At 44.1% G+C, this 24,757-nt stretch carries 27 protein-coding genes and 3 pseudogenes; 5 read left to right on the forward strand and 25 right to left on the reverse strand.

The genetic code is table 11. The annotated features are described in order from the left end of the window. Positions 1-7 precede the first annotated feature (7 nt). Together DQQ01_RS09855 and DQQ01_RS09860 are read right to left on the reverse strand one after the other, a co-directional pair. Complete coding sequence (locus DQQ01_RS09855) at positions 8-1,294, reverse strand: FtsW/RodA/SpoVE family cell cycle protein (protein WP_111919892.1); 1,287 nt, start codon at positions 1,292-1,294, stop codon at positions 8-10. A gap of 2 nt (positions 1,295-1,296) precedes the next feature. Next, complete coding sequence (locus tag DQQ01_RS09860) at positions 1,297-1,626, reverse strand: PadR family transcriptional regulator (RefSeq protein ID WP_111919893.1); 330 nt, start codon at positions 1,624-1,626, stop codon at positions 1,297-1,299. A gap of 377 nt (positions 1,627-2,003) precedes the next feature. Here DQQ01_RS09860 and DQQ01_RS18430 point away from each other — a divergent pair, with 377 nt between their 5' ends. Continuing rightward, a complete protein-coding gene (locus DQQ01_RS18430; RefSeq protein ID WP_242980303.1) occupies positions 2,004-2,234 on the forward strand; it encodes an ATP-binding cassette domain-containing protein in 231 nt (76 codons plus the stop codon). A 22-nt stretch (positions 2,235-2,256) separates the two neighbouring features. After that, positions 2,257-2,715, forward strand: a pseudogene (locus DQQ01_RS18435) (ATP-binding cassette domain-containing protein); the annotation flags it as partial. Between the two features lie 129 nt (positions 2,716-2,844). On the opposite strand, the gene DQQ01_RS09870 reads toward DQQ01_RS18435, so the two are convergent. From DQQ01_RS09870 to DQQ01_RS09955, 18 genes and pseudogenes are all read right to left on the reverse strand, one after another. Next, positions 2,845-3,447: a ribonuclease H1 domain-containing protein gene (locus tag DQQ01_RS09870; protein ID WP_111919894.1), complete on the reverse strand. Its 603-nt coding sequence runs from the start codon at positions 3,445-3,447 to the stop codon at positions 2,845-2,847. Between the two features lie 5 nt (positions 3,448-3,452). After that, positions 3,453-4,265, reverse strand: a complete 813-nt coding sequence (locus DQQ01_RS09875; protein ID WP_111919895.1) for a glycerophosphodiester phosphodiesterase — start codon at positions 4,263-4,265, stop codon at positions 3,453-3,455. Between the two features lie 2 nt (positions 4,266-4,267). Then, the gene (locus tag DQQ01_RS09880) at positions 4,268-5,554 is read right to left on the reverse strand and encodes an MFS transporter (RefSeq protein WP_111919896.1); all 1,287 of its coding nucleotides are present in this window, start codon (positions 5,552-5,554) and stop codon (positions 4,268-4,270) included. Positions 5,555-5,740: 186 nt separating this feature from the next. Further along, complete coding sequence (locus DQQ01_RS09885; protein WP_111919897.1) at positions 5,741-6,913, reverse strand: NAD(P)-dependent malic enzyme; 1,173 nt, start codon at positions 6,911-6,913, stop codon at positions 5,741-5,743. A 35-nt stretch (positions 6,914-6,948) separates the two neighbouring features. After that, entirely contained in the window at positions 6,949-7,896 is a 948-nt protein-coding gene (locus DQQ01_RS09890) for an L-lactate dehydrogenase (RefSeq protein WP_111919898.1), read from the reverse strand. Further along, positions 7,893-8,300 carry a hypothetical protein gene (locus DQQ01_RS09895; protein ID WP_111919899.1) on the reverse strand — a complete coding sequence of 136 codons (408 nt, stop codon included), beginning with the start codon at positions 8,298-8,300 and terminating at the stop codon, positions 7,893-7,895. Before DQQ01_RS09895 ends, DQQ01_RS09890 begins: the two co-directional genes overlap by 4 nt. A gap of 97 nt (positions 8,301-8,397) precedes the next feature. Then, a complete protein-coding gene (locus DQQ01_RS09900) occupies positions 8,398-8,955 on the reverse strand; it encodes a Holliday junction resolvase RecU (protein WP_111919900.1) in 558 nt (185 codons plus the stop codon). A 12-nt stretch (positions 8,956-8,967) separates the two neighbouring features. Continuing rightward, a complete protein-coding gene (gene lepB / locus DQQ01_RS09905; protein ID WP_111919901.1) occupies positions 8,968-9,507 on the reverse strand; it encodes a signal peptidase I in 540 nt (179 codons plus the stop codon). After that, on the reverse strand, positions 9,504-10,484 hold the full coding sequence (locus DQQ01_RS09910; RefSeq protein ID WP_111919902.1) for an RluA family pseudouridine synthase: 981 nt from the start codon (positions 10,482-10,484) through the stop codon (positions 9,504-9,506). The genes lepB and DQQ01_RS09910 overlap by 4 nt, the downstream gene beginning before the upstream one ends. An 8-nt stretch (positions 10,485-10,492) precedes the next feature. Further along, positions 10,493-11,110 carry a hypothetical protein gene (locus DQQ01_RS09915; RefSeq protein ID WP_111919903.1) on the reverse strand — a complete coding sequence of 206 codons (618 nt, stop codon included), beginning with the start codon at positions 11,108-11,110 and terminating at the stop codon, positions 10,493-10,495. Continuing rightward, positions 11,107-11,883, reverse strand: a complete 777-nt coding sequence (locus tag DQQ01_RS09920) for an SDR family NAD(P)-dependent oxidoreductase (RefSeq protein WP_111920889.1) — start codon at positions 11,881-11,883, stop codon at positions 11,107-11,109. The genes DQQ01_RS09915 and DQQ01_RS09920 overlap by 4 nt, the downstream gene beginning before the upstream one ends. Before the next feature lie 4 nt (positions 11,884-11,887). Then, positions 11,888-13,801 carry a YgiQ family radical SAM protein gene (locus tag DQQ01_RS09925; protein ID WP_111919904.1) on the reverse strand — a complete coding sequence of 638 codons (1,914 nt, stop codon included), beginning with the start codon at positions 13,799-13,801 and terminating at the stop codon, positions 11,888-11,890. Next, the gene (locus DQQ01_RS09930) at positions 13,798-14,481 is read right to left on the reverse strand and encodes an HAD family hydrolase (protein ID WP_111919905.1); all 684 of its coding nucleotides are present in this window, start codon (positions 14,479-14,481) and stop codon (positions 13,798-13,800) included. Before DQQ01_RS09930 ends, DQQ01_RS09925 begins: the two co-directional genes overlap by 4 nt. Continuing rightward, positions 14,474-15,190, reverse strand: a complete 717-nt coding sequence (locus DQQ01_RS09935) for a pseudouridine synthase (protein WP_111919906.1) — start codon at positions 15,188-15,190, stop codon at positions 14,474-14,476. The genes DQQ01_RS09930 and DQQ01_RS09935 overlap by 8 nt, the downstream gene beginning before the upstream one ends. Continuing rightward, a pseudogene (locus DQQ01_RS18185) lies at positions 15,190-16,579 on the reverse strand (RsmF rRNA methyltransferase first C-terminal domain-containing protein). The gene DQQ01_RS09935 and the pseudogene DQQ01_RS18185 overlap by 1 nt, the downstream one beginning before the upstream one ends. Before the next feature lie 8 nt (positions 16,580-16,587). Next, positions 16,588-17,414 (reverse strand): annotated as a pseudogene (locus tag DQQ01_RS09945) (GTP pyrophosphokinase). A gap of 52 nt (positions 17,415-17,466) precedes the next feature. Further along, complete coding sequence (locus DQQ01_RS09950; RefSeq protein WP_242980305.1) at positions 17,467-18,135, reverse strand: M23 family metallopeptidase; 669 nt, start codon at positions 18,133-18,135, stop codon at positions 17,467-17,469. Between the two features lie 77 nt (positions 18,136-18,212). Continuing rightward, positions 18,213-19,661 carry an aminoacyl-histidine dipeptidase gene (locus tag DQQ01_RS09955; protein ID WP_111920891.1) on the reverse strand — a complete coding sequence of 483 codons (1,449 nt, stop codon included), beginning with the start codon at positions 19,659-19,661 and terminating at the stop codon, positions 18,213-18,215. Positions 19,662-19,801: 140 nt separating this feature from the next. On the opposite strand from DQQ01_RS09955, the gene DQQ01_RS09960 reads away from it, so the two are divergent. Beyond that, complete coding sequence (locus DQQ01_RS09960; protein ID WP_242980307.1) at positions 19,802-20,776, forward strand: sporulation protein; 975 nt, start codon at positions 19,802-19,804, stop codon at positions 20,774-20,776. Here the strand turns inward: DQQ01_RS09960 and DQQ01_RS09965 are convergent. From DQQ01_RS09965 to DQQ01_RS09980, 4 genes are read right to left on the reverse strand one after another with little or no spacing between them, the layout of a single operon-like run. After that, positions 20,747-21,412: an ATPase gene (locus DQQ01_RS09965; RefSeq protein ID WP_111919908.1), complete on the reverse strand. Its 666-nt coding sequence runs from the start codon at positions 21,410-21,412 to the stop codon at positions 20,747-20,749. The genes DQQ01_RS09960 and DQQ01_RS09965 overlap by 30 nt on opposite strands. Before the next feature lie 29 nt (positions 21,413-21,441). After that, positions 21,442-21,936: a pantetheine-phosphate adenylyltransferase gene (coaD, locus tag DQQ01_RS09970; RefSeq protein WP_111919909.1), complete on the reverse strand. Its 495-nt coding sequence runs from the start codon at positions 21,934-21,936 to the stop codon at positions 21,442-21,444. Next, on the reverse strand, positions 21,933-22,490 hold the full coding sequence (rsmD, locus tag DQQ01_RS09975) for a 16S rRNA (guanine(966)-N(2))-methyltransferase RsmD (RefSeq protein WP_111919910.1): 558 nt from the start codon (positions 22,488-22,490) through the stop codon (positions 21,933-21,935). The genes coaD and rsmD overlap by 4 nt, the downstream gene beginning before the upstream one ends. Positions 22,491-22,518: 28 nt before the next feature. Next, a complete protein-coding gene (locus DQQ01_RS09980; protein ID WP_111919911.1) occupies positions 22,519-22,911 on the reverse strand; it encodes a methylglyoxal synthase in 393 nt (130 codons plus the stop codon). 304 nt (positions 22,912-23,215) lie between these two features. Here DQQ01_RS09980 and DQQ01_RS09985 point away from each other — a divergent pair, with 304 nt between their 5' ends. Both DQQ01_RS09985 and cptIN read left to right on the forward strand, forming a co-directional pair. Then, positions 23,216-23,446: an alpha/beta-type small acid-soluble spore protein gene (locus tag DQQ01_RS09985; RefSeq protein WP_111919912.1), complete on the forward strand. Its 231-nt coding sequence runs from the start codon at positions 23,216-23,218 to the stop codon at positions 23,444-23,446. A gap of 291 nt (positions 23,447-23,737) precedes the next feature. Further along, positions 23,738-24,259 (forward strand): type III toxin-antitoxin system CptIN family toxin, encoded by a 522-nt coding sequence (gene cptIN / locus DQQ01_RS09990; protein WP_111919913.1) that lies wholly within the window; start codon positions 23,738-23,740, stop codon positions 24,257-24,259. Positions 24,260-24,290: 31 nt separating this feature from the next. On the opposite strand, the gene DQQ01_RS09995 is transcribed toward cptIN, so the two are convergent. After that, entirely contained in the window at positions 24,291-24,686 is a 396-nt protein-coding gene (locus DQQ01_RS09995; RefSeq protein ID WP_111919914.1) for a DUF6465 family protein, read from the reverse strand. Positions 24,687-24,757: the final 71 nt, after the last annotated feature.

Here is a 24,757-nt window from a genome sequence, read left to right on the forward strand (position 1 = left end):
AAACAGGTTATGTTTCCAACAATCCGGAAGTCTTACGCAGTTTTTTCCTGTCTGTCGGCAAAAGATTCTGATACCGGTAAACACTGAGCAGCAGCCCCAACACCATATAGGACAGAAAAAGATTGGAACCTCCGGAAGAAATCAAAGGCAAAAAGCTTGACGCTCCCGGCAAAATCCCCACAGACATCAGGATATTCAGCAAGGTCATAAAAAGGAAAAACAGCCCTCCGGCATACCCTACCATAGTCCCCAGCTCATTTTTCTGCTTTCTTGCCATATGCAGACCTTTCATAGACAATGCCAGAAGAAGGGCTGCCACCAAAATTGCTGCCATAATCCCATAGCTGGTTCCTAAAAAGCCAAATACCAGATCATTGTGATAGGCCGGATTTTCCTGACCGGTTGTCTGTACAAAACCCAGAGATATGGAATTTATATAGTGCAGGATTCGTTCTGTCTGATAAGAGGCAAACCAGTGCAGACGGATTCCCAGTCCCAGGAAAACCACCGGCAATAACAAGGCGATACCCCAAAAGCCCCCCAAAAATACTCCCTTCTTTACAGAAAACCAGCCTTTGCATATTGCTGCCGTTAAAAGACAGCTCTGTACCAGAAACAGAAAAAACGCCTGGAAAAGATTGGGCAAATAAAAAGCCAACACCACAGGAAGTAAAAGCCACAAAATACATTTCAAAACCCCTGCTCTTCCCTGCCCGTAATATTGATATAAAATACCTGCATACAGCGGAATTGCTAAATATAAAAGAGCGGAAATCGAAATTGTCCCCAGTCCCGGTAAGCTTATCCAACGATTTGTGCCATTGATACTCACAGAAAAAAACAATCTGGATAAAATCCAAAGCACTCCGCCAGTCAAAGCCAGAATCCTGGCATGTTTTCCTAAAAAACTATAGTCCAGTCTGTATATAAAAAGCATCAGACAAAATCCGCCCAATACACAGAAAACGTGCTTAAAAATATAACTGCTCCCCAAGTCCCGGTTCTGCATTCCTATCACAGTCTGCACTCCGATTCCCAAAAGACTGATAATTCCAATCATCACTACCATGAACCAGCATATCTGCGGCTTATGCAAGGCGTCTAAAGAAACTCCTGTTTCCACCGGATTCCCCATATCCTGTACCGCTGCATAAACTGCCTCTTCCCGATTCATGCCTGAAGAAATATTTTCTGCAATCTGTTCCTCCAAATGTCCGCGCAACTCTGCTTCCACCAACTTTTTTGCCTGCTTGCAGCGTATCTGTTCCAACACCTTCTGTAAATATTCTTCCATTTTCACCCCTCCAATCGCAAAACGCTGGTTACTGCCTGTGCATATTCTTTCCACTCTTCTTTTTTCTCTAAAAGCTGCTTTCTTCCCTCCCGGGTAATGCTGTAATACTTCCGCACCTTGCCCTGTATTTCCTGTTCATAAGCCCTGAGAAGATTTTTCTCCTCCATGGCATGTAAAAGAGGATAAAGTGTGCCCGCCTTTAATTCAAACACATTCTGAGAACGCTGTCTGAGAGTAGAAATCATCTCATATCCATACATATCCTTTTCTGACAACAGCTTCAAAAGCAACATACTCATACTTCCGGACACCAAATTTTTACTGACTGCCATAATACACCTCCTGTAAAACATTATATAGACTATCTATATATAGATTAACTATATAATATATCGGCTATCTATCTATGTCAAGAAAATTTTGATTTTTCCTTTGACTATTTTCCAAATCTATGCTACAGTTTTTCTATCATGAACCGAAAGAGGTGAAAAGATGATTATTTTTTCTTGCAGATAACAATTTACTACTTACGCGCAACTATCCATTTGGCATTTTTGCGCTCTGCTGCAGGAAAATATTCGTCTTTTTCTCCTTTTATACAGATATTGTCTGTGTCTTCTTCCAGAGGACATAGCTTTTGTACCATAAAATGAGCTGCCGGATTTTCATTTCCTGCAGCTCATTTTGTTCTATAAAGGAGGAACTGACCATGTCCATGGTAAAAGTAGAAAATCTCACCTTTTCCTACCCTTCCGGTTCTGAAAATATTTTTGAAGATGTCAGTTTTCAATTTGATACAGACTGGAAGCTGGGATTTGTAGGAAGAAACGGCAGGGGAAAAACAACCTTTTTGAAGCTTTTGCAAAACCAATATTCTCCTCCTGGCTTACTAATTTCAAACGCCAACAGGATTTTGAAACCGCCAAAACACAAAAACTGAAAAAAGACCGATTGGCTCTTCGGGGAAAAACGGCAGCGGAAAGAGCAGCCTTTTAAAGCTCCTCACAGGCGCAGAAATCCCCCACACCGGAACTTTTTGTGCAGATTCTAATCTGCTTATTTCCTATGTTCCCCAGAACACCTCTTTTTTAAAGGGAAGTCTTTCCGACTTTGCCCTTCAATATCATATAGAGGAAAGTCTTTTCAAAACCATTCTGCGAAAACTGGACTTTGAACGCACACAGCTTCAAATGGATATGCAGCTTTTGTCAGAAGGACAAAAAAAGAAAGTTCTGATTGCAAAAAGCCTTTGTGAACAGGCGCATTTATATGTGTGGGACGAACCTTTAAATTTTATTGATATTTATTCCCGTATGCAGATAGAAGAACTTCTGCTGGAATTTACACCTGCTATGATTTTTGTAGAGCATGACCAGACCTTCTGCCGCAAAATTGCCACAAAGACGTTGGATTTACAATAAAAACAAAATACGGAGGAAATAGAATATGGCACCTTTAAAAATCGCCATACTCTGTGCAGGAGATGATGAATTTGCACCTTCTGGCTTACCATCTCCCAATTCCTCCCTTCTTTTTACTTTCCAAGGGTTCTAACAAATTCCAAGCGCTGCTTTTGCCAGAAGATCCACTGCCTCATTGAGTTCTACTCCGCTGTGTCCTTTTACCTTATGAAAAACAACGCGTACCTTTTTCAGGCTGTCAAAATACTGCTTATATCGAACAGTTCCAGGTTTGTTGCGCTTCCATTCCCCGGTGGCCCAGGATTCAATTCCCTGGTAATCATAGTACAAATGCAAAAGAGGAATTTCATGTTCCTCGCAATATGTCATGGCAGCCATAGCTCCTTCCAGCTCCCCTGCCACATTTCGCATGCTCACGTCTTCGCCTCCGTAAAAGGCCTTGCTCATCTCTATACGTTTTCCCTGCCACAAAAGGATACAGCCGTAAGAATAGCCTTGCTTTACATTGTCAAAGCTTCCGTCCACATAAGCCGTGCAGCCCTCTGCCTCTTCTTCCTCTGTCAGCGGCAAATTCGCCTCATTCCCTGTCAGATAGGATTCTGCTTCCTGCAGAGTGGGAAAACTTTTATACTGCGCACCCGGAAAACCGTGTACATTTTTTTTACATTCCTCCCAGGTCAGAAAAATCCCTGTGGTCTTTCCTTTTTTTACTGCATATACTTTTTTTGCCATTTTCTCTACTCCTGTTTTTTATCTGGCCGAAAGCCCTCGAAAATCCAGGCATCAAACTGCCCTCTGCAGCGCTCCAGCTGCTGCCTGCTCTTTACTGTCCACGCAAATGCCGGACAGCCAAAGAGATGTCTGCAAATCCACAGAGATATCCCATGTGCACTTCTGCAGTCATAGGCAATAAAATCCGGTTTGGTGAGAAAGTTCAAAAGCAGATGCCGCATAATATAATACTGAGGGCTGTGCCAGCCTTCTTCCTTCTGATAATTCATAGAAAGCTGCCCTCTGCATATCTGCGGTCTGTTTTTTCGATACCACAAAAGCACCTGGGGATAAAAGGATTCAATACAATATTCTCCCCGGTAATTTTGCAAAATTTCGTCCGTCTTTGCACAGATATCACTTTTATCCTTATACTTCAACTCAATAATCAGAGGGACTTTTCCGTCCACCACCTTTAAGACATCTTCCAGAAGAGGAATTCTCTCCTTTGAAAAAAAGATGGGATACCTCTGCAGTTCCTCATAAGTACATTGATTCACCTCTTTTTGTACATTACAGTTTCTCCGCAGATGAAAATCATGGGTTACAACCACCTGATTGTCTTTTGTAAGCTGCACGTCCAGTTCAATCCCATATCCTGCCTTCACTGCCTTTTCAAAGGCTGCAAGGGAATTTTCAGGCGCATTGCCTGCATTGTTGTGAAGTCCTCTGTGTGCATAATAAATTTCCCGGCTCCTTTTGGGTCTTTGAAATATTCTGGGCATGACAAGCGCCAGATACCCCAGACCTGCATATCCTGCTATTTTCTTTCCGTTCATAACTAATCCTCCACATCAAAATGCTCTAACATGCTTTTTTTCTCCTTTGGCCTGCTGTCCCCATGGTGTACCATACTCATGGTAATCATAGCCAGACAGGTAAAAATACAGGCATAAGGGAAAAGTATCTTATAAGAAATATGCTGCATCAAAAATCCGGAAAATACCGGAGTAAAAATCTGTGCTGCCATGGAAAAGGTATAATACACACCCGTATACTTTCCCACATCTCCCAGAGAGCAGATTTCCACTACCATGGGAAGGGAATTGACGCTGACCGATGCCCAGCCCATGCCAATCAGCACAAATCCTACATTGATTGCCGGGTGATAGACCGGAAAAAATGCTGCTGCCAGGTAGCTGATAAGCAAAAGAACCAGACCGCCCTGAATACATTTCTTTCTCCCGAATTTTTCTGAAAGGATTCCAATAGGAATATAACTGAAAATCGCTGCCACAGTGGCTACCATCAGGCAGTCTGCAAAGCCGCCGCCTTCTAATTTCCAGACCTTTACCGCATATCTGGAAAAGGCGGTCGTTACTGCATTATAAGCTGTAAACCAGAAAAAAATGGAAATCAGTATCATATACAAACTTTTCTTCACAGCTTTCGGAAGTTGGCTGGTACGGTCTGCCACTTTTTCTCCCAGCACCTTCTCCTCCTGTATTTCCTCTGCCGCAATCTGTGCAGCCAGCTTTTTCTCCTTCACAGTAAACAGCAAAAACAAAACAGCTGCTGCCATAATCAGAGCAACGCCTGCAAATACCCCTGTATAATCCGGCCGCCTGCCGCCCTTTACCAAAAAGCTGATAAGCAAAAGAGTATATACACCGCCTATGGCTCCCATCAAATTGATTACAGCATTTGCTTTGCTTCTTAAATGCTTTGGCGTCAAATCCGGCATCAGAGCAACAGCAGGCGAACGGTAAAAGCCCATGGAAACCAGCAAAATTGCCAGACAGGCCACAAACATAACAAAATTTTCTGTACGGTCAGCCACCGGGAGCAGCAAAAGGAACACGATGGATACACAGGTTCCGGCCAGAATAAAAGGCGTTCTCTTTCCAAGAGGTGTATTCACCTTATCAGAAAGTGTCCCGAAAAAGGGAAGTAAAAATACAGCCAGCACATTGTCGGCTGCCATAATCATTCCTGTAAAAGTTTCATTCAGATAAAAGGTATTCTGCAAAATCAAAGGAATCAGATTGTCATACATCTGCCAAAAGGCACAGATTGACAGAAATGCAAGGCCGATAAAAAAGGTACGGCGGTAATTCAGTTTTTCCATAGTGTTCCTCCCCTGAAGTTGCCCATTAGGCATTTTTATAGGTCTATCTTATCACAGTAAAAAGGGAAAATACAGAAAATTTTAGGTAAAATCAAAAAATTCAAAAAAAGCTGCCGCAGAAAACAGCAATCAGAAATATCCCCTGATAGATGCTTCATGCGACAGTCCTTTTTCTTTGCCTGGATATTAAATTCTCGCTACGCCTGTTTTCTTTGCTGCCTCTGCCACAGCCTTTGCCACAGCAGGAGCCACTCTCTTGTCAAATGGATTCGGAATAATGTAATCCGGAGATAATTTATCCTCTTCCACTAAATCTGCGATAGCGTAGGCAGCAGCCACCTTCATCTCGTCATTGATATCTTTTGCACGAACGTCTAAAGCGCCGCGGAAGATGCCCGGAAATGCCAGAACGTTATTAATCTGGTTCGGGAAATCACTTCTTCCGGTTCCCACAACAGCCGCGCCAGCATTTTTTGCCAGCTCCGGCATGATTTCCGGTGTAGGATTTGCCATTGGGAAGAGAATTGGATTTTCTGCCATATTTCTGACCATTTCCTCTGTTACGGTTCCAGGAGCAGATACGCCGATAAAGACGTCAGCACCCTTTAATACCTCTTCCAGAGTGCCTTTTTCCATGTTCTGATTGCAGATTTCTGCCATTTCCTGCTTCTCAGCATTTAAATTTTCGCGGCCTTTATAAATAGCGCCCTGTCTGTCGCACATTACCACGTTTTTCAGTCCCAGGCTGACTAACAACTTAATAATGGCAATTCCTGCTGCACCCGCGCCGGAAGTTACCACCTTGATTTCATCTAATTTCTTACCTGTAAGCTTCAGGGCATTAATCAAAGCCGCTGCTGTTACCACTGCTGTTCCGTGCTGGTCGTCGTGGAAAATGGGAATATCACAGCATTCCTTTAATTTTCTTTCGATTTCAAAACATCTGGGCGCAGAAATATCCTCCAGGTTTACGCCGCCAAAGCTGCCTGCTAAAAGGCTTACGGTTTTTACAATTTCATCTACATCTTTGGAACGTACGCACAGAGGAAACGCGTCTACGTCGCCAAAGGTTTTAAACAGCGCGCACTTTCCTTCCATAACCGGCATACCGGCTTCCGGTCCGATATCTCCAAGCCCCAGAACTGCAGTACCGTCTGTAACAACAGCTACCATATTGCCGCGGCGTGTGTATTTATAGGATAAATCCACATCTTCTGAAATCTTCAGACAAGGCTCTGCAACTCCCGGTGTATAGGCAACAGACAATTCCTCCGGGGTGCTGATTTCTGCTCTGCTGATAACCTCAATTTTTCCCTTCCACTGCTCATGCTGTTTTAATGCAAATTCTTTTTTGTCCATGGTTTTAATCTCCTTTTCTATGTGTATTTTATGTTTTACTGTTCTTTTACCTGAACCCAGAACTCCTTCAAAAGCTCCACGGAATGGTTCATGGCTTTTTCTTCTTCCTCATTCATGGGTATCTGAAAAGCTGCCTCAACACCTTCCCAGCCTACCCGGCAAGGAAGAGATACCACGGCTCCTGCCCATGCTCCAAAGCTGTCGTCCAGCCTGTGTGCCACCGGAAGAATAGCGCTGTCGTCTTTCATAATGGTTTCTACAATAGTGGAAACTGCCATTGCCACACCGTAAAAGGTTGCGCCCTTTAAGCCGATGATTTCTGCACCGCCGTTTTTGGTATGTTCTGCCAGTTCTTCTTTATCCAGAACAACCCCTGTCTGGCTGGCATATTCCTCTAAAGGAAAGCCGCCCACCGTTGCAGAACTGAAAACTGCCACCTGACTGTCCCCGTGTTCTCCTACGATATATGCCTGAATATCCTCTACATTCACATGAAGTCTGGCGCTTAAGTTATAACGCAGTCTGGCTGTATCCAGAGAGGTTCCGCTTCCGATTACCCGATTTGCAGGAAGTCCGGAGGTTTCCAAAACTGCCATGGTGGTAATATCTGCTGGATTGGAAACTACCAAAATCAGAGGGTTTTCTGCATATTTCATAATATTTTCCGTAATGCTCTTTACAATAGATACATTGGTTTTTGCCAGCTCCAGACGGGTCTGCCCCGGTTTTCTGGCAATTCCGGCTGTGATAATAATAATCTGCGCGTCCCTGCACTCCTCATAGCCGCCCTGCCTTACCCAGACCTGCTTATGAAAGCTGGTTCCATGGGCAATATCAATGGCTGCTCCCTTTGCCCGGTCTTCATTTACATCAATCAGGACAATATCATTTGCCTGCACTCTTACCATTAAGGTATAGGCAATAGCTTCTCCTACATTTCCGGCTCCTACGACTACAATCTTATCTCTGTGGGTATTTCTCATACGTTTGTACTCCTTTTCTGTTCTGTAAGTCTTTCTGTAATGTCCTGTTTCTTGGGAGGCGCCCGTAACCCACTTTGCATAGCGCCGGTTGCTTTTCTTCCGGGACGTCTGTATTCCCGGATTCTGTAACCACAGTCCTCATTTCCTTCTCTTTTTCCCCCGGTCTGCTGCCAGATGGGCTGCTGCTTCCAGGAAGAAGTCGTGGTTTTTCCTTTTTTCACTATCTGGAAAAGCAACTTGGCTTTTTTCTGCGTCAGCGTCTGTTCTCTTTCCCCGGTCTGCTGTTCCAGTCCCTTTGGGATTACCTGCAGAAATATTTTCTCCTGCGTACCAACAAAAGCAGTCTGCACAAAAAGAAGCATGAAAAGAAATGTCCACGTCAGTATCCGTCTTCTGCCCTTCATGTGTCCACTCCTTTCCCGCCTGTTATGCAAAACTGCTTTATCCAGCTTGTTAAAAAATTCACTTTTTACGAAATTTTAGCATAAAGTTTTTCGGGTGTCAATTCTTCTTTTTTTCCAAATCTCCTTCTCGTTTCTCCAAATCCATCTGGATTCCCTCTAAAAAAGGAACCATCACACTCCCCGTTCTTTTTAAAAACCACTGAGGAGCAAGCTCACTGTATTTAAAATGCTTTAATCCCCCATTTTGTCCCCGCTGCCAGAAACCATACATCTGCTCAAAGGGCATGTAATAGATTTTGTCCCTGTGTGCAAAATAGAGAATCAGAAAGGCGATTCCCTCCTGGGCTTCAAAATCCTTCATAAACTCCACCTGGTGGGCATGAATATTCTGCAGGGGAAAATTGTCGCTGTTGCATTCCTTTGCATCAAAACAGACCGGAATCCCCTGTACAGCCCCGATATAGTCCACCGTACTTTTTTGGTCAAAATAAGCCAGGGTAATGTGTCTGCTGCTCTGATCAATGCGAACCGGAGTAATAGGCGTAGGCACCTTTTGAATCAGCGCCAGCCTTTTCTCCCGATACTGCTGACAGGTGCGGTTAATCAGCTCCTCCAGGGTAGAACCGCGAAGCCCTCTGGAACTCCATGTTGCCATACTGCCGCCTTTCTACTTGAGAACCTCAATACCCGGAAAATACCGAAGCACTGCTTTTCCCAGTATTTTTTCTTTTTTCACATAGGGATTGTCCCACATACGGGAATCCTTGGAATTATTCCGGTTATCCCCTAACATAAAATAACACCCTTCCGGCACGGTGTAAGGACCATAATCTCCCACCGGTGTTTCCGGGGTAAAACTGTCATCAAGAGGAGTTTCCGAGCCGTCAATATACACTTTTCCTTCACGGATTTCCACAGTTTCTCCGGGAAGTCCAATGACTCTTTTAATAAATCTCTGGCTTTCATCGTCCGGATATTTAAAAATTACAATGTCAAATCGCTCCGGTTCCTCAAACAGATAAGCCAGACGGTTTCCGAATATCCGATCCCCTGTCATAATGGTTTCTTCCATAGATTCTGAAGGAATCACTGCATTAATCAACAGGAAATTATCTACGATTAAAACCACAATGACAACAAAAAGAATCATTTTCACATACTCCCACAGTTCCTTCCACAGGGATTTTCCCTTAAATGGTTTACTCATCGCTTCATCTCCTCTATCTTTATCCCCTTTAATACGTCTTGAAACAGCTTTGGCACAGGCGCTGTCACATCCCTTCCTGACAGCTTTTCTAAAGCGCCTTCCATTTGGGAAAATTCCAGCTTCCATGCATGCAAAAGCTGATGCTGTACTCCATATTTCCTTCGATACACTTCATTCACTTTTGCATCTCCGTACTTAAAATCCCCGATAACCGGGTGTCCCTCTCCCGCCAAATGGCTGCGGATCTGGTGAGAGCGCCCTGTAAGAAGCTGTACCTTTAAAAGGGTATCTCCGGTTTCTGAGACAGCTAGGGGCTCATATTTTGTTTCAATGGGCAGGCTTCCCTGCCTTTTCTCTCTGCAAAGGACAACACGGTTTCTCTTTTCATCTTTCCAGAGATATCCCCGGATATAGGCAGCTTTCCTCACCTCACCCTTTACCAGAGTCAGATAAAACTTGTGCATGCTTCGCTCCTGAAAGCACTGGGACAGCGCCTGCAGTCCCTGAACGGTTTTTCCTGCTGCCACCAGACCACTGGTATTCCGATCCAGGCGATTGCACACACCCGGACGAAAGGTACGCAAATCCTCCTCTGTCAGACTTCCCGTATCCAGCAGATACCCGGTCAGATATTCTACCAGGGATACGTCCTCTTTTTCTGCCTTTTGGGACAGCATACCCACCGGTTTATTGATAAAAAGCACCTGATCGTCTTCATAGACAATATCAAGGGCTGTTTTTTCTCCCTGCTTCACTGTTCCGCAGAATTTTTCCAGGGTTTCCTCAGAAAGAAAAAGTTTCACCACGTCTTCTTTCTGCAGCTTTTCACTTCCGTCTGCCTTTTTTCCGTTTAAGGTAATGTTTTTCTTGCGAAGCATTTTATAAATAAAACTTTTTGGCGCTTCCTTTAAATATTTTCCCAGGAACTTATCCAACCTCTGTCCGCTTTCCATTTCTTTTATAACTAATTGCTTCATACTTTCTCCTAAAGGGAAATTGCCTGAATCACACGCATAATTTTCCCGTTTCTCGTAAGCTCCGGCTCTGACGGATCGGGACGGAATTTAATATCCTTTTCCAAAGACTCTCTGTGCTCCCACATGGAATCCAGCCGGGTTGTATAATCATTCAGCCTTGTAAAAATTTTCACGCTCACATAAAATCCGTTCTGACGAAGAATATCCTGAATGTGCTTTTCTACAAAGGCAGTGTCTGTCTTTGTCCTGCTGGTATATCCTACAACCGTGTTGCCGCACACAGCAATAGAATCCACAAAGGACTGTTTTTCATAAGCAGAAATAACCAGCTCATAGGAACAAGTCAGTCCTTTCTTATGCTTTTCAATCTGCTCATAGTCTTCCTGCTTCATGGGCTTTTGCATATACATCATAATCATGCCCACTGCAAACTTACAGGCAGGCAGACAGGCCACAACCGCCACAACGGTAAACACCGTATTTCTGGTTCTGTGTATATATAAACCTGTAAAAAATACCAGCAAAGGCGCAATAAAGGCCAGTATGGTATACAGTGTCCGCTTTTTCTGCTGGCTTTTAATATATCCGTAATCCCCTTTCTGGATTTTTTTCTTTGTCTTACTCATGCTCTATCCACTCCTCTTTTGCTCTTATACATGATGTTTATCATGATTCTGTGGGGAAGAAGCTTACAGAAAATCTGCGTCACCCTCATAGAAATGCCGTATACCGAAAGCTCCCTGCCTTTCTTCCCGTCCTTTATGGCTTTCCTTACAACACTATGAGGAGAAGCAATAAAAGGCTTTTTAAAAGCAGGCATATGCTCTCTTCCACCCATTTTGTCCAGAAACGGAGTGTCTACAGGACCGGGACACACGGCTGTCACCCGCACCTGCCCCTTCAGTTCCCGCCTCAGGGCTCTGGCAAAGCTTAACACATAGGCCTTTGACGCCGCGTACACGGCAAAGCCAGGCTGCGGCACAAAGGCAGCGCCACTGGCAAGCAGAAGAATCTGTCCATTCCTGCAATAGGGAAGGCAAAGCCTTGTCATCAGGGTGAGCGCCGTACAGTTAAGCTGAATCATATTTTCCAAATCCCGGCACTCGGTTTTTGCCACTTCTTTTTGCGTCCCTGCTCCTGCACTGCACACCAGCCAGGAAATATGCGGCTTTTCCTTTTCTAAAACCAGCTTCAGACTGTCAAAAGACGCCTGCTTTGTCATATCTGTGGAAAAAATCCGCACACTGGAAACTTCTCTTTGCAGCGCCTCCAAAGCTGTCCTGTTCCTGGCAACTGCCCATATTTCCTCTATACAAGGCTCTTTTTTGGCAAGCTGCCGGACAAATTCCCGTCCCATACCGCAGGAGGCTCCGGTCACTATGGCAATGTTTTTTCTCATGTCATCACCTTTTTCCAGTTTTCTTTTTATGCACATTTCTTATAGACTTCTTCTTTCTGCTTCTGTCCTTTTTTTCTGTTCCCTGCCTTTTGAAATCCGAAGCCTTTTCTCTGTCCTGCTTCTGTCCGCCTCGCGGTCGAATCAGGCACTTCTTGTCAAAGCCGATTAAATCCTTTCTTCCGCATTTTAAAAGAGCCTCTTTTACCAGATTATAGTTTTCTGGATTTTTATACTGTAAAAGAGCTCTCTGCATGGCTTTTTCCTTTGTACTTTTGGGAACGTATACCTCTTTCCCGGTTCTCGGGTCAATTCCCGTATAATACATACAGGTAGACATGGTAGAAGGCGTAGGATAGAAATCCTGCACCTGCTCCGGCATAAAGCCCATATCCCGCACATATTCTGCCAGCTTAACCGCTTCCGCAAGGGTACAGCCCGGGTGAGAGGACATGAGATAGGGAACCACAAACTGTTTTTTCCCGGATTCTTCATTTGCCCTCTGAAATTTCTTTAAAAATTCCTCATAAACCTGATGCTCTGGCTTTCCCATATAATAAAGCACCTGGTCGGACACATGTTCTGGAGCCACTCTTAACTGTCCACTGACATGATATTTTGCCAGCTCCTGCAAAAACACAGGAGAAGGGTCTGCATTTACATAATCAAAACGAATCCCGGAACGGATAAACACTTTCTTTATCCCCGGCAGCTTCCGCAGCTTCCGAAGCAGCTCCAGATAATCCTCATGGTCTGCCTCCAGATTTTTACAGGGCTTTGGAAACAAACACTGCCGATTGGTACAGATACCCTTTGTCATCTGCTTTTTGCAGGACGGGTGACGAAAATCTGCGGTGGGACCGCCTACATCGTGAATATATCCCTTAAAGTCCGGCTGTTCCTTATAACTCTCTGCTTCTTTTAGGATAGATGTGTGACTTCTGGTCTGCACGATTCTGCCCTGATGAAAGGCCAGGGCACAAAAATTGCAGCCCCCAAAACAACCACGATTGCTGGTAATACTAAACTGAATCTCCTCCATTGCAGGAATTTTTCCCTGCTTTTCATACATAGGGTGACTGGTTCGCATATAAGGCAGGTCATATACCCGGTCCATTTCCTTTTGAGTCAGCGGCTTGGCCGGAGGATTCTGTACCACAAAACCACGGCTTCCGTAAGACTCTGCCAATACCTGTCCTGTATAGGGGTCTGTATTTTCATACTGTGTCCGGAAGCTCTCTGCATAAGCTTTCCTGGAAGCCAGAAGTTCCTCATAAGAAGGCAGCACAATCCCTTTTTTAGGTGCCTCCTTTGTTTTGTAAACCGTTCCTGGCACAAAGGTAACAGAGCTTACAGGAATCCCCTTATCTAACGCCTGGGCAATCTGCAAAATGCTGTGTTCTCCCATTCCGTAGGAAATCAAATCTGCTCCGGAATCCAGAAGCACGGAACGTTTCATAGTATCTGACCAGTAATCATAATGAGCCATTCTCCGGAGAGAAGCCTCAATGCCACCCAGAATTACCGGGGTGTCCTTATACGTCTGACGAATGAGATTTCCGTAAACCGTCACAGCCCTGTCCGGTCGCAGCCCCATCTGGCCTCCCGGGGAATAGGCGTCCTGTTTCCTGTGTTTTTTTGCCACGGTATAGTGGTTCACCATGGAATCCATATTTCCCGCAGAAACCAGAAATCCCAGCCTCGGCTCTCCAAACACGGCAATGCTCTCCTTTTTCCTCCAGTCCGGCTGGGCAATAACGCCCACCGAATATCCCTGACTTTCCAAAAGCCGGGTGATAATTGCAGCGCCAAAAGAGGGGTGATCTACATAGGCATCTCCGCTGATATAGACAAAATCCGGCTGCCAGATGCCCTTTTCCTCCAGTTCCTTCCTGGTTACCGGCAAAAATCCTCTGCTCATACACACGCTCCTTTTTGTCCTTCTCTTTCCAGAACTTCAAAATAATCCAGCACATACCAGTCTGCCAGCTCCCGTTTCTGCTTTTCCTGTTTTTTGCTGTAAGCGTCCTCTATGGCACAGACCTTCATACCTGCATTTTTCCCTGCCAGAATTCCCAGGGGTACATCCTCAAAAACCAGACATTTCTGCGGCTCTGCATGCAGACCTTTTGCCGTTTTTAAATACACATCAGGGGCAGGCTTGCTTTTCGGCACTTCACAGCAGGTAGTAATACAATCAAAATAATCCTCTATTTTATGCGCCCGTAAAACTTCCGTAATCAGCTCTCTGCTGTTGCTGGAACTGATTCCCACGGAAATTCCCCGCTGCTTTAATTCCTTTAAAAATTCCAGTGCTCCTGGCTTTAAAGATACCTCATTACAATATTTATCCCTGGACATACGAAGCCAGGTATCCTTAATCTCTTCCAAAGAATCCTCTATCTGAAACCGCTCCTTAAAAAACATGGCGGTTTCTGTAAAACCCATACCTTCCAGCTCCTCCTGAAAGGTATCCAAATCCTCAGGGACTGCAACGCCCTTTTCAGACAAATACTCCATATCAATGGTCTTCCACAGCCACATAGAATCCACCAGTGTACCGTCCAAATCAAAAATAACGGCTTTTATCTTCTCAAGCATGTTCTTTCAACCTTTCTGTTTCTTCCTGTGTTAAAGCCCGGTACTCTCCCGGAGCTAACCTCTCGTCCAGTTCCAGACTGCCCATGGACAGACGTTTTAAATACACCACGTCGTTGTCCACTGCCTGAAACATTCGCTTTACCTGATGAAACTTTCCCTCCCGAATCGTCAGAAACACTTCTTTTGGTTCCTGTCCGTGTCTTCTTGCCTCTGCAGGCATGGTCTTTTCTTTCTCTCCGATGTCCACGCCCCTTTCCAGCTGTTTCAAATCCCCTTCTGAAACAGGCTTTGCAAGCTTTACAAAATACGTCTTATCCACATGTTTTTTAGGAGCCAGAAGCTCATGCGCCAGCATACCGTCATTGGTAATCAAAAGCAGTCCCTCGGTATCCTTGTCCAGACGTCCCACCGGAAACAAATCCTTTCTCTTTTTGGAAACAAGCAAATCCAACACTGTTTTCTCCCACTTATCCTCTGTGGCAGACACCACGCCCTTTGGTTTATTCAACATGTAATATTCAAAGGCTTCGTAGCAAAGGCTTTTCCCCTGTACTTCCACCTGATCTTTTTCTGTATCAATCTTGTACTCCGGGCTTTTGACGCACACTCCGTTTACGGAAATTCCGCCTTTTCGGATTTGCTGCTTGACCTGCGATCGTGTTCCAATACCCATGTCTGCCAGATATTTATCCAGTCTGATTTTTCCCATTACTGTAATCTCCACCCTGCATAATACTTATTTTTCAAAATTCCACGCTCCAGCTTGCCAAAGCCCAGAGCAAAGCCGTCCACACATACAAGCTGCCAGCCCTTTTCTTTGGCAGGCTTTAAATCAGATACTTCTATGGTTTCTCCCTTTAAATATTTCACAGTCCGCACATCATCAGAGGAAAGACAGATACAGGAAGCAAAGGTATCTGGTGACAGCGCCATGGCAAGCGCCTGGCTGGGTTCAAAGCGTTTTTTCCTGCTTTCCCCTAAAAACAGTCCGGTTCTTAAATAGCGAAGCTTCGGAAGCCTGACCGTTCCCGGCAGAAAATACAGTCTGTCCTTTTCTGTATAAAAGCTTCCTTCAGAAAAGTCCAGAGACACCAACCTTAAAAACTCTTCTGCCTCCTTAGGAAGCTCTGTGGCGCTCTTTTTCTCTGCCTTTGTTTTTTCCTTCTGGGCTTTTTCTCCTTTTTTTCTCAGAAGAGCGGCAAAGTGTCCCTCTCCCGGCATCTTATGAGGAAAAATACGGATACAGAGGGACAGCTGTCTGTTTATTTCCTCGGAAGCATGTGCCAGAGGAAAACCTTTTGTAAAGCCTTCATACCATTTTGGCTGCATCACTTCCATATCCGGACAGGATTCCAGAAGATAGGCAATCACCTCTTCGTTTTTCCTTTTTGGAAAAGGTACAGGTGGAATATAAAAGCATGCCTCCCGGCCTTAACATCTGCGCCCCCTGACAAATCAGTTCCTTCTGAATCCCGGCATAATATGCAGGGGGTTTTTCTTCCCAGTACTCTGCCATTTTCGGCTCTTTATGAAACATGCCCTCCCCGGAACAGGGAGCATCAATTAAAATTTTATCAAAAAATGACGGGAATTTTCCGGTAAGCCTTTTGGGGTCTTCACTTGTCACATAAATATTGGACAGACCTGCAAGTTCCAGATTCTTAAGCAATGCCTTTGCCCGGCTGTTGCTGATATCATTGGCAAGAAGAAACCCGGTTCCCTTCAGTCTTGCGCCAAGCTCCGTTGCTTTTCCTCCCGGTGCTGCACACAAATCCAGCACATAGTCCCCTTCTTGTATAGGAAGACGGCTGGCCGGGGTCATGGCGCTTGGCTCCTGCAGATAATACAGCCCTGCAAAATAATAAGGGTGTCTGGAGGGTGCCAGCTCCTTCGCGTCATCTGTATAATATCCATTCTCTATCCAGGGAATCTGTTCTCTTCCAAAAGGAGCCAGTGCTTCCCACTTTTCTTTTGTAAGCTTTCCTGTATTCAAACGCAGCCCCTGGCGAACCGGCTGTTCGTAAGTCTTTTCATACTCCTTAAACGCTTCGCCCAAAAGTGTGCGCATCTCTTGTTCGTAATCCTTCGGTAATCTTATCATATGTGCTAATTTTCCTCTATCTCTTCATATGTAAGAGCCTGTGCCCGATACCCTTCTGCCAGAATATCCAGTTCCTTATGAAACCTTTCCAGTTGTTCCAAATCCCCGGCTCTGTAAATGCGGTAAAATTCCTCCTGTATTTTTGCCACTTCCCGTTTATTGGAATAGTGATACAGATTTTCTATATTATATTTAAAATGTCTGCCACCAGATTGGACTGATGCAACATGGAATTCTGTGCGTCCATAACCTCATTCCGCACGGAAGACATTTCTGCGTCCAACTGCAGTATAGAATCTGCTGCCCGACTCAGTCTTTTTGTCAGATGTACGGGCATATTTCCTTTGTACTTATACTGCAGGGAATGTTCAATAGTTGCCCAGAAATTCATTGCCAGTGTGCGAATCTGAATCTCTGCCCGGATTTCCTTTCGTCCCTCCAGAGTTTCTGTGGCATACAGAATAATCATGTGATAGCTGCGGTATCCGCTTTGCTTCATATGGGTCACATAATCCTTTTCCTCCAGCACCTGCATGTCGCTGCGCCTGCGGATCAGTTCTGCCACCTTTTCAATATCCTCATAAAACTGACAGATAATGCGGACCCCCGCAATATCCTCCACTTTCTCCTCCAGTTCGTCCCAGGAGATGCTCTTCTTCTGCATTTTTTCCAGAATACTGTTAATTGATTTGACTCTGCCTGTTACCTGCTCAATGGGAGAATATAAATCCTTTTCCCTGTGTTCTTTCTTCAACTGATTAAATTTCATAACCAGCTCTTTCACCGCAAGCTCATAGGGAATCAGCAATTCGCGCCATAAACGTATTTCCATAAAACCTTACTCCTTAACTATATCCATAAAGTATAGCATATTTTTTTTCTTTTTAATAGAAAAAATTTTTCTGCCTGTTCTGTAAAAACTGCAGTACCGGATACGGATTTAAAGCATGCTCCTTTTCTTTTGGTGTCTGTACATAGATACCCAAATGCAGATGCGGTGGAAATTTCCCCCTGGTTCCTTCCTCTCCATATCCCGTATCTCCCAGAAAACCCAGTACCTCTCCGGCTTTTACTTTTTCTCCCTTTTCAAAATCCCCGGCATAAGAGGACAGATGTGCATAATAAAAATATCCGCCTCCTGGACTGCGGATTCCCATGCGATATCCCCCCAGAGGCAGCCAGCCAATCTGCTCTACTACGCCGTCCGTAATGCTGAGAACAGGATAATATCCGCTTTTTTCTTCCTTCCCGAAAATATCGCAGCCTTCATGAAACCGTTCGCCTCCAAAATTCCGTTTCTGATACCAGGAATTTTCAAAGAAAAACTGCTGACTCTGTTCCCCTTTTCTCCCTGCCACGGGGAAACATTGCAAATCCTCCCAAAAGTTTCCGTAAAGCTGCATCTCTTCTGGAGAAATTTTCAACTGTTCAAATCTCTCTGTAGGAAGCCCCTTGTCCCGCAGCTCCTGCAGGGAAACCGATTCCCTTAAAGCTCCGGTTATCTGGCAGTTCAAAAAAAGGCAAAAGCACAGCCATAGCAGCCATTTTCGCAAAAAAATCCCCCCGTCTGCCCACAGTTCTTACCCATACATATCATTCTATGTGCCTACGGAGGAATTTATGACTCTTTTTATTTTATTCTTTTTAATACTTCCAGAAGATATTTCCATACCCTTTCTACAGAGGAAATAGAAAGTTTTTCTTCTGTGGTATGGATACTTTCCATATCAGGTCCTAAGGATACACAGTCCAGTCCCGGAATCTTTTCATAAAACAGACCGCATTCCAGACCTGCATGAATCACCTTGACCTCTGGATCTTTTCCGTACATTTCCTTAAACACTTCTACCATAACAGGACGAAGGGCAGAATCCTGACAGTATTCCCATGCCGGATAATCTCCTTCTGTATCAAAACTGCCGCCTAAAAATTCGGTCAGATACGCAATTTTATCTGCCAGAGCCTGTTTTGCGCTTCCTACAGAGCTTCGTACACTGGCTGTTCCGTACAGAGCCTCAGGTGTCAGACAGGTAACGCCCAGATTACAGGAAGTTTCCACCAGATTCTCAATAAATCCACACATCTTCTGAATTCCGTTTGGATAATGCAGAAGGAAAAACAGAACCTTTTCCTGGCTTACGGGATGCAGCACGGGTTCTGTTCCTTCCCCTGCTGCTTCCACAGTTACGGTAATCCCCTCGTCACTGCCTGTATATTCTTTTCTCAGTGTTTCTGTAAAACTCTCTGCATATGCACACAAAGTCTTTCCGTCCTCTTCGCCTGCAAGTACCAGAGCCTCTGCCTTTCTTGGAATGGCATTGTCTTTCTGTCCTCCGCAAAGCTCAGCCAGGGCATACTCTGCCTTTTCCTTTCCCTCATGGAGAAATCTGGCAAGCAGTATGGTAGCGTTTGCACGGTTTTTGTCAATCTCTGCACCGGAATGACCGCCCATAAGACCGGAAACCGTAATTTTCCATTTTTTCTCTGTATACTCCTGATATTTTACCGGAAGCTTTGATACAGCCGTCATGCCCCCTGCACAGCCAGCCCACAGATATCCCTCTTCCTCTGAATCCAGATTCAGCAGATATTTTGCCTTTAAAGGCGCAGTATCAAGCGCTGCCGCACCCAGAAGCCCGATTTCTTCATCTACAGTAATTACTACCTCTAAAGCCGGGTGCTGCAGAGTATTGTCCTCTAAAATTGCCAGGGCATAAGCCACAGCAATGCCATCATCGCCTCCCAGGGTTGTATCCTCTGCATAGATAAAATCCCCATCAATGCCAAGGCGAAGAGGATCCTTTGTAAAATCATGGTTGCTCTCCGGCTTTTTCTCGCATACCATATCCATATGCCCCTGCAGCATTACAGTAGGGGCATTTTCGTATCCTTTGGACGCCTCTTTAAAAATTACAACATTGTTGCTTTTGTCCTGAATACAGCGAAGCCCCTTTTCTTTGGCAAAGTCTGCCAGATAGTCACTGATTGCTTTTGTATTGCCTGAACCGTGAGGAATCTTTGTCAGTTCCTCAAAATAATAAAAAACTCTCTTTGGCTCTAAATTTTCCAAAACTGCCATTTCTGTTACCTCCTGCTGTTTTCTATGTTCCATTTTTACACATTCCGCATCAAATAGCAAGTCCCATTCCGGATTCTCACATAGTCGGCTTTTTTCTTTCATATAGTAAAACAAATCATCTTTCATGGGGTAAGGCTTATATGAAACGCATACTCGCATTTCTCTCTGTCCTGCTTTTCTTTTCTCTTTTACTGTTCTTTCCTCAACAGTCTCTGGCAGGAGCAAAGGCAGGACTGATGCTCTGGTTTTATACGCTTCTTCCTTCCATGCTGCCTTTTCTTATTCTGTCCTCTCTGATTTTACATATGGGACTTTTAGACCCTCTGCTCACAAAAGGAGAGCATATCTGGCGCAGGCTCCTTCAGCTTTCTCCCCAAGGCGCCTACGCTCTTTTTATGGGAATTCTCTGCGGCTATCCCATGGGTGCCAAAACCACGGCAGACCTGTACCGAAAAGGCTCTGTTTCCAGACAGGAGGCAGATTATCTGCTCACGTTTTCCAATTATCCCGGTCCTGCCTTTCTCCTTACCTATCTTTGTGTGGGTATTCTGCAAAGGGAGGATTTAGCCTTTCTCACCTGCGTAATCCTCTACCTGTCCTCTTTCCTTACCTCTCTCTTTTTCCGTCCTTCTTCCCAAAAGCGGGAATTACAGACAGACTGTATGCCTTCCTCCCCTATAAACCTGTCTGAAAAAAGCGCAAAAAAGGCATCTGGCTCTCTGTCCTTTGGAGAAGCCCTAGATGCCTCTATTCTGAATGGTTTTCTATCCATCACCAAGCTGGGCGGATATATTATCCTGTTTTCTATTTTCCAGGTTTTCTTAAAAAAAGCCCTGCCTGCAACTCCCTGGGTTCGGTATCCTGTTCTGGGACTTATGGAAATCACCACAGGACTTTCTGCGCTTTCCACAAGCAGTCTTTCTTTTCCTGTGCAGTATGTACTGTCCCTGTCCTTTACCTCCTTTGGCGGCTTCTGCGTGGCAGCACAGACGAAATCCATGCTGTCCGGCACAGACCTTTCCCTCCTGCCTTATTTAAAAGGAAAAATCTGTTGCTCTTTTTTCACCCTGATAATCACCCTTTTCTTAGTCAAAATCATCAAAGTCATCGTCTAAATCATCATCAAAATCGTCTGGCTCATAGGATTCTGCCTGTGCAGGAGAGGGCGCTGCATTTTCTGTTTCCTGTACAGGAGTGCTGCTGCCCTGTGCAAGCTGAGGAGAAAGCTCTGCGCGGTTCTGTTTGATTACATCTACAGATGCCTGCAGGGCACGAACAAACTCATTGTATTTTGCCGCTGCATCTTCTAACATAGAAGATGCAATCTGTCCCATATTTGCCATCATTTCATCCGTATAGGAAACTGCGCTCAGGCGCAAATTATTTGCATCGTTTGTGGCTGCATCAATGATTGCCTGTGCCTGCTGGTTTGCGCTATTTACAGTTTCGTTTGCCTGTGCATATGCCTGCTGCATAACCTCAGACTCTTTTACCATTTCCTGTACCTGCTTCTTGGTATCTTCAATGATATTGTCTGCCTTTGCCTGTGCGTCCTGCAGAATCGCTTCCTTGTTGCTGATGATCTTCTGGTATCTTTTGATTTCATCAGGAGTTTTCAGACGCAGTTCTCTTAAAAGCTCTTCGATTTCTTCTTTATTCACAATAATCTTTGTTGTGGATAAAGGCTGATATTTACAGCTCTCTACATATTCTTCAATCTCTTCAATAATCTGTTCAATTCTGCTGCTCATTTCTTCATTCTCCTTATCGTGTCCTCATTCTATTCTTCCGAATGTCTGTTTCTGTACTTTTCCTCCACCTTTTCCTTCACATAATCCGGCACAAATTTGGAAATATCCGCACCGAAATAAGCTGCCTCTTTTACTGTGGTGGAACTCAGATATGCGTACTGCAGACTGGTTGTCAAAAACATGGTGTCTATATCTGTTGCCAATACCCGGTTTGTCTGAGCCATCTGCAGCTCGTATTCAAAATCTGTAATCGCACGCAAACCACGGATAATCACCTTGGCCTCACAGCTTCGTGCGAAATTAACGGACAAACCGTCGAAAGACTGCACCTTTACATTTGCTATCTCTTTCGTTATATACTCTAATATATTAACACGTTCCGCTACAGAAAACAACGGACTTTTTGCAGAATTATTCAAAACTGCCACAATTACCTCATCAAAAAGCGCTGCTGCTCTTTTTATAATATCTAAATGTCCATACGTTGCCGGGTCAAAGCTGCCCGGATAAATCGCTCTTGTCATTTTGGTGCCTTTCTTATAAAAACATGCTGATTGGTCTTATACCGTTTTACCTTCTCTTTTAAAAATCCGTATTCCTCCAGATAATCAAATTCTGTAGAAAGGGAGGCTTCCACAACAAGCCGCGTATTTTCATCTATACAGGAGGCGTCCTTTAAGACCTCCAACACCTGTCTTTCCAGTCCTTTATCATATGGCGGATCCATGAAAATACAATCAAAAGGCTCTTCCTTTGAAATAGAAGAAAGAGCGGTGAATACCTCCTGACAGTATACCTGCGCTTTAGAGGAAAGTCTGGTAAAACGCAGATTTTCCTCTATCACGGCTGCTGCCCTTCTGTTTTTTTCGATAAAAGCACAAAAATCCGCGCCTCTGCTTAACGCCTCAATTCCAATTCCTCCACTACCTGCGAAAATATCCAGGAATCTGCACTGGCACAGATAAGGCTGAAGCATATTAAACAGGGTTTCCTTAATGCGGTCTGTGGTGGGACGGGTTTCCAGCCCCGGAATGGTCTTAAGTGGCATACTCTTTGCGCTGCCTGCAATTACTCTCATATATTTTATCCTTTTTCGTATATAGCTTTTAGCGATTCAGACGATAATCCAAATCGCCCTGATCCAGTCCCAGTATCAGGGACTCTGCCGTTGCAATATTGGTTGCAATGGGAATGTTGTACTGGTCGCAGTATCTGGAAATCTGATATACGTCCGGTTCTTTTGCGTCTATCATCGCCGGATTGTAAAAAAAGATTACCATATCAATATCACCGCGCTCAATCATTTCTGTAAACTGCTTATCTCCGCCCATACTTCCCGGAAGGAATTTATGGACACGGAGGTTGGCAGCCTCTTCAATACGCCTTCCTGTAGTCCCGGTTGCATAGATTTCGTGCTTTGCCAGTATATTTTTATAGGCAATGCAAAAATCTTCGATCAGGGCTTTCTTACTGTTATGTGCTATAATCCCAACGTTCATCTACATCAATCCTTATTTTTTATAATAATAACAATATCGGCATCTGTATCACCTGGTACTGTTACCCAGAGTTATTATAGCAAAAACACCAAGTTTTTGCAATTATTTTTTCATCATTTATACACTTTTTACAAAACCAAATGTTCTCTTGCATGATAATCACTCTGATTTTGAAACTCGATTTCATATTGTAATACAATTCTCAGAATTTGTCAAAACTTGAAAGAACTTCTAGGGTAAAATTTTTTAAAATTCACATAATAGCATTGTAACACAAAATCACATTCCAAAGGAGGAACTAAAAATGTCTAACAACAATTCTTCTTCAAACAGAGCAGCCGTACCAGAAGCAAAAGGTGCATTGAACCGTTTCAAATACGAAGTTGCCAATGAACTGGGTGTACCCCTTACAGACGGCTACAACGGAAACCTGACTTCCAAACAGAACGGTTCCGTAGGCGGTTATATGGTGAAAAAAATGATTGAAGCACAGGAAAGACAGATGAGCGGCACAGGTTCTACACAGCAGTTCTAAATACTTCTGTCATTTACGGAAAAGAGGGCTTTTTACAGGTCCTCTTTTTTGTGCATATTTTTTCAAGATTCCTCTGGACATTTTCCTTTTCCAGGAGTATGATAAAAAACATAGAAAACATATGTTTTCTTCTCAAATGTCTGTTGCTTCCCGGTATGCAACGAAAAGATACCCGGGTTCAAATGTTCGTTGCTCCCTGGTACGCAATAAAAACATTACCAGGCTCAAATACAGCCATTTCTTAAAGCATATCCAAAATCATATCAAATCAATCAAATCTTAGGAGAATCTATGACAAATCATTATTTTTATTTCATTTCTGATGAATATTTTCAAAAATTTCCGGACAGGTATCTGATGAAAAACAAAGAATCTACGGATGGACAGACCCACAACCGCCCCTGCTACTGTGCCTTTCAGGACAGACAGCACCCGGAAGTATACTGGCTGATTCCCTTTTCCTCTCAGGTCGCTAAATTCCGAAAAGTTTACAAAAGCAAGCTTGCCCGGTATCACCGATGCAACACCCTTGTATTCGGTGAAGTTTTAGGTCACGAAAAAGCCTTTCTGATACAGAATATGTGTCCTGTCACCCGGCGCTATGTTACCATGCAGTACATGGACGCTGCCAGTCAAAAGCCTGTGTGCATTTCCCAAAAAACGCAGAAGCAGATTCTGAAATATTCCAGAGAGGTTTTAGAACAACTCCGCCATGGAAATTCCTCTCTTATCTTTCCCAATGTCCTTTCCATTGAACAGCAGCTTCTTAATGAAGAGCAGAAAAAAAGAACCCCTTTTATTTCTCTGCCATAAAAGAAGTTCTCTCCTGTTGCCTTCGTCTGTTTTATAAGTCTATTTTTCTTCCGCCTTCTACGAATTCACCGTTTACCACATAGTAAGCAGCGCTTTCTTCCGGTTTCACATAAATCTGTACGTCCTTGATGTCGCTTTCCTTTTTGCCTGTTTCTGCTGCCCATGCTGTCTTCACATTTGTTTTAATGACTTCCATGTCATACTCCTTGCCTGCAAACTGTAAGAATACAGTTTCCTTTACAACAGCCTTTGCAGTTGGCTTTGTGGCAGTTGCTTTTTTTGCAGCAGCCTCTTTCTTGGCAGCTCCTCTTTTTACTGTTGTTTTCTTAGCAACTGTTTCTGTTTTTGTTTCTTCTGTCTTCGCTGGAGTCGTCTTTGCAGCAACAGCTTCTGCTGCAGCCTTTGTAGTTGTCTTTCTGACTGACATTTTCTCTCCTCCTTTGTTTCTTGCAACTTTCAATGTCCCGTCTATGATAACTCTTTTTCCAAAAACTTGCA

Origin of the sequence: Blautia argi (assembly GCF_003287895.1) — a bacterium.
Lineage (GTDB): Bacteria > Bacillota > Clostridia > Lachnospirales > Lachnospiraceae > Blautia > Blautia argi.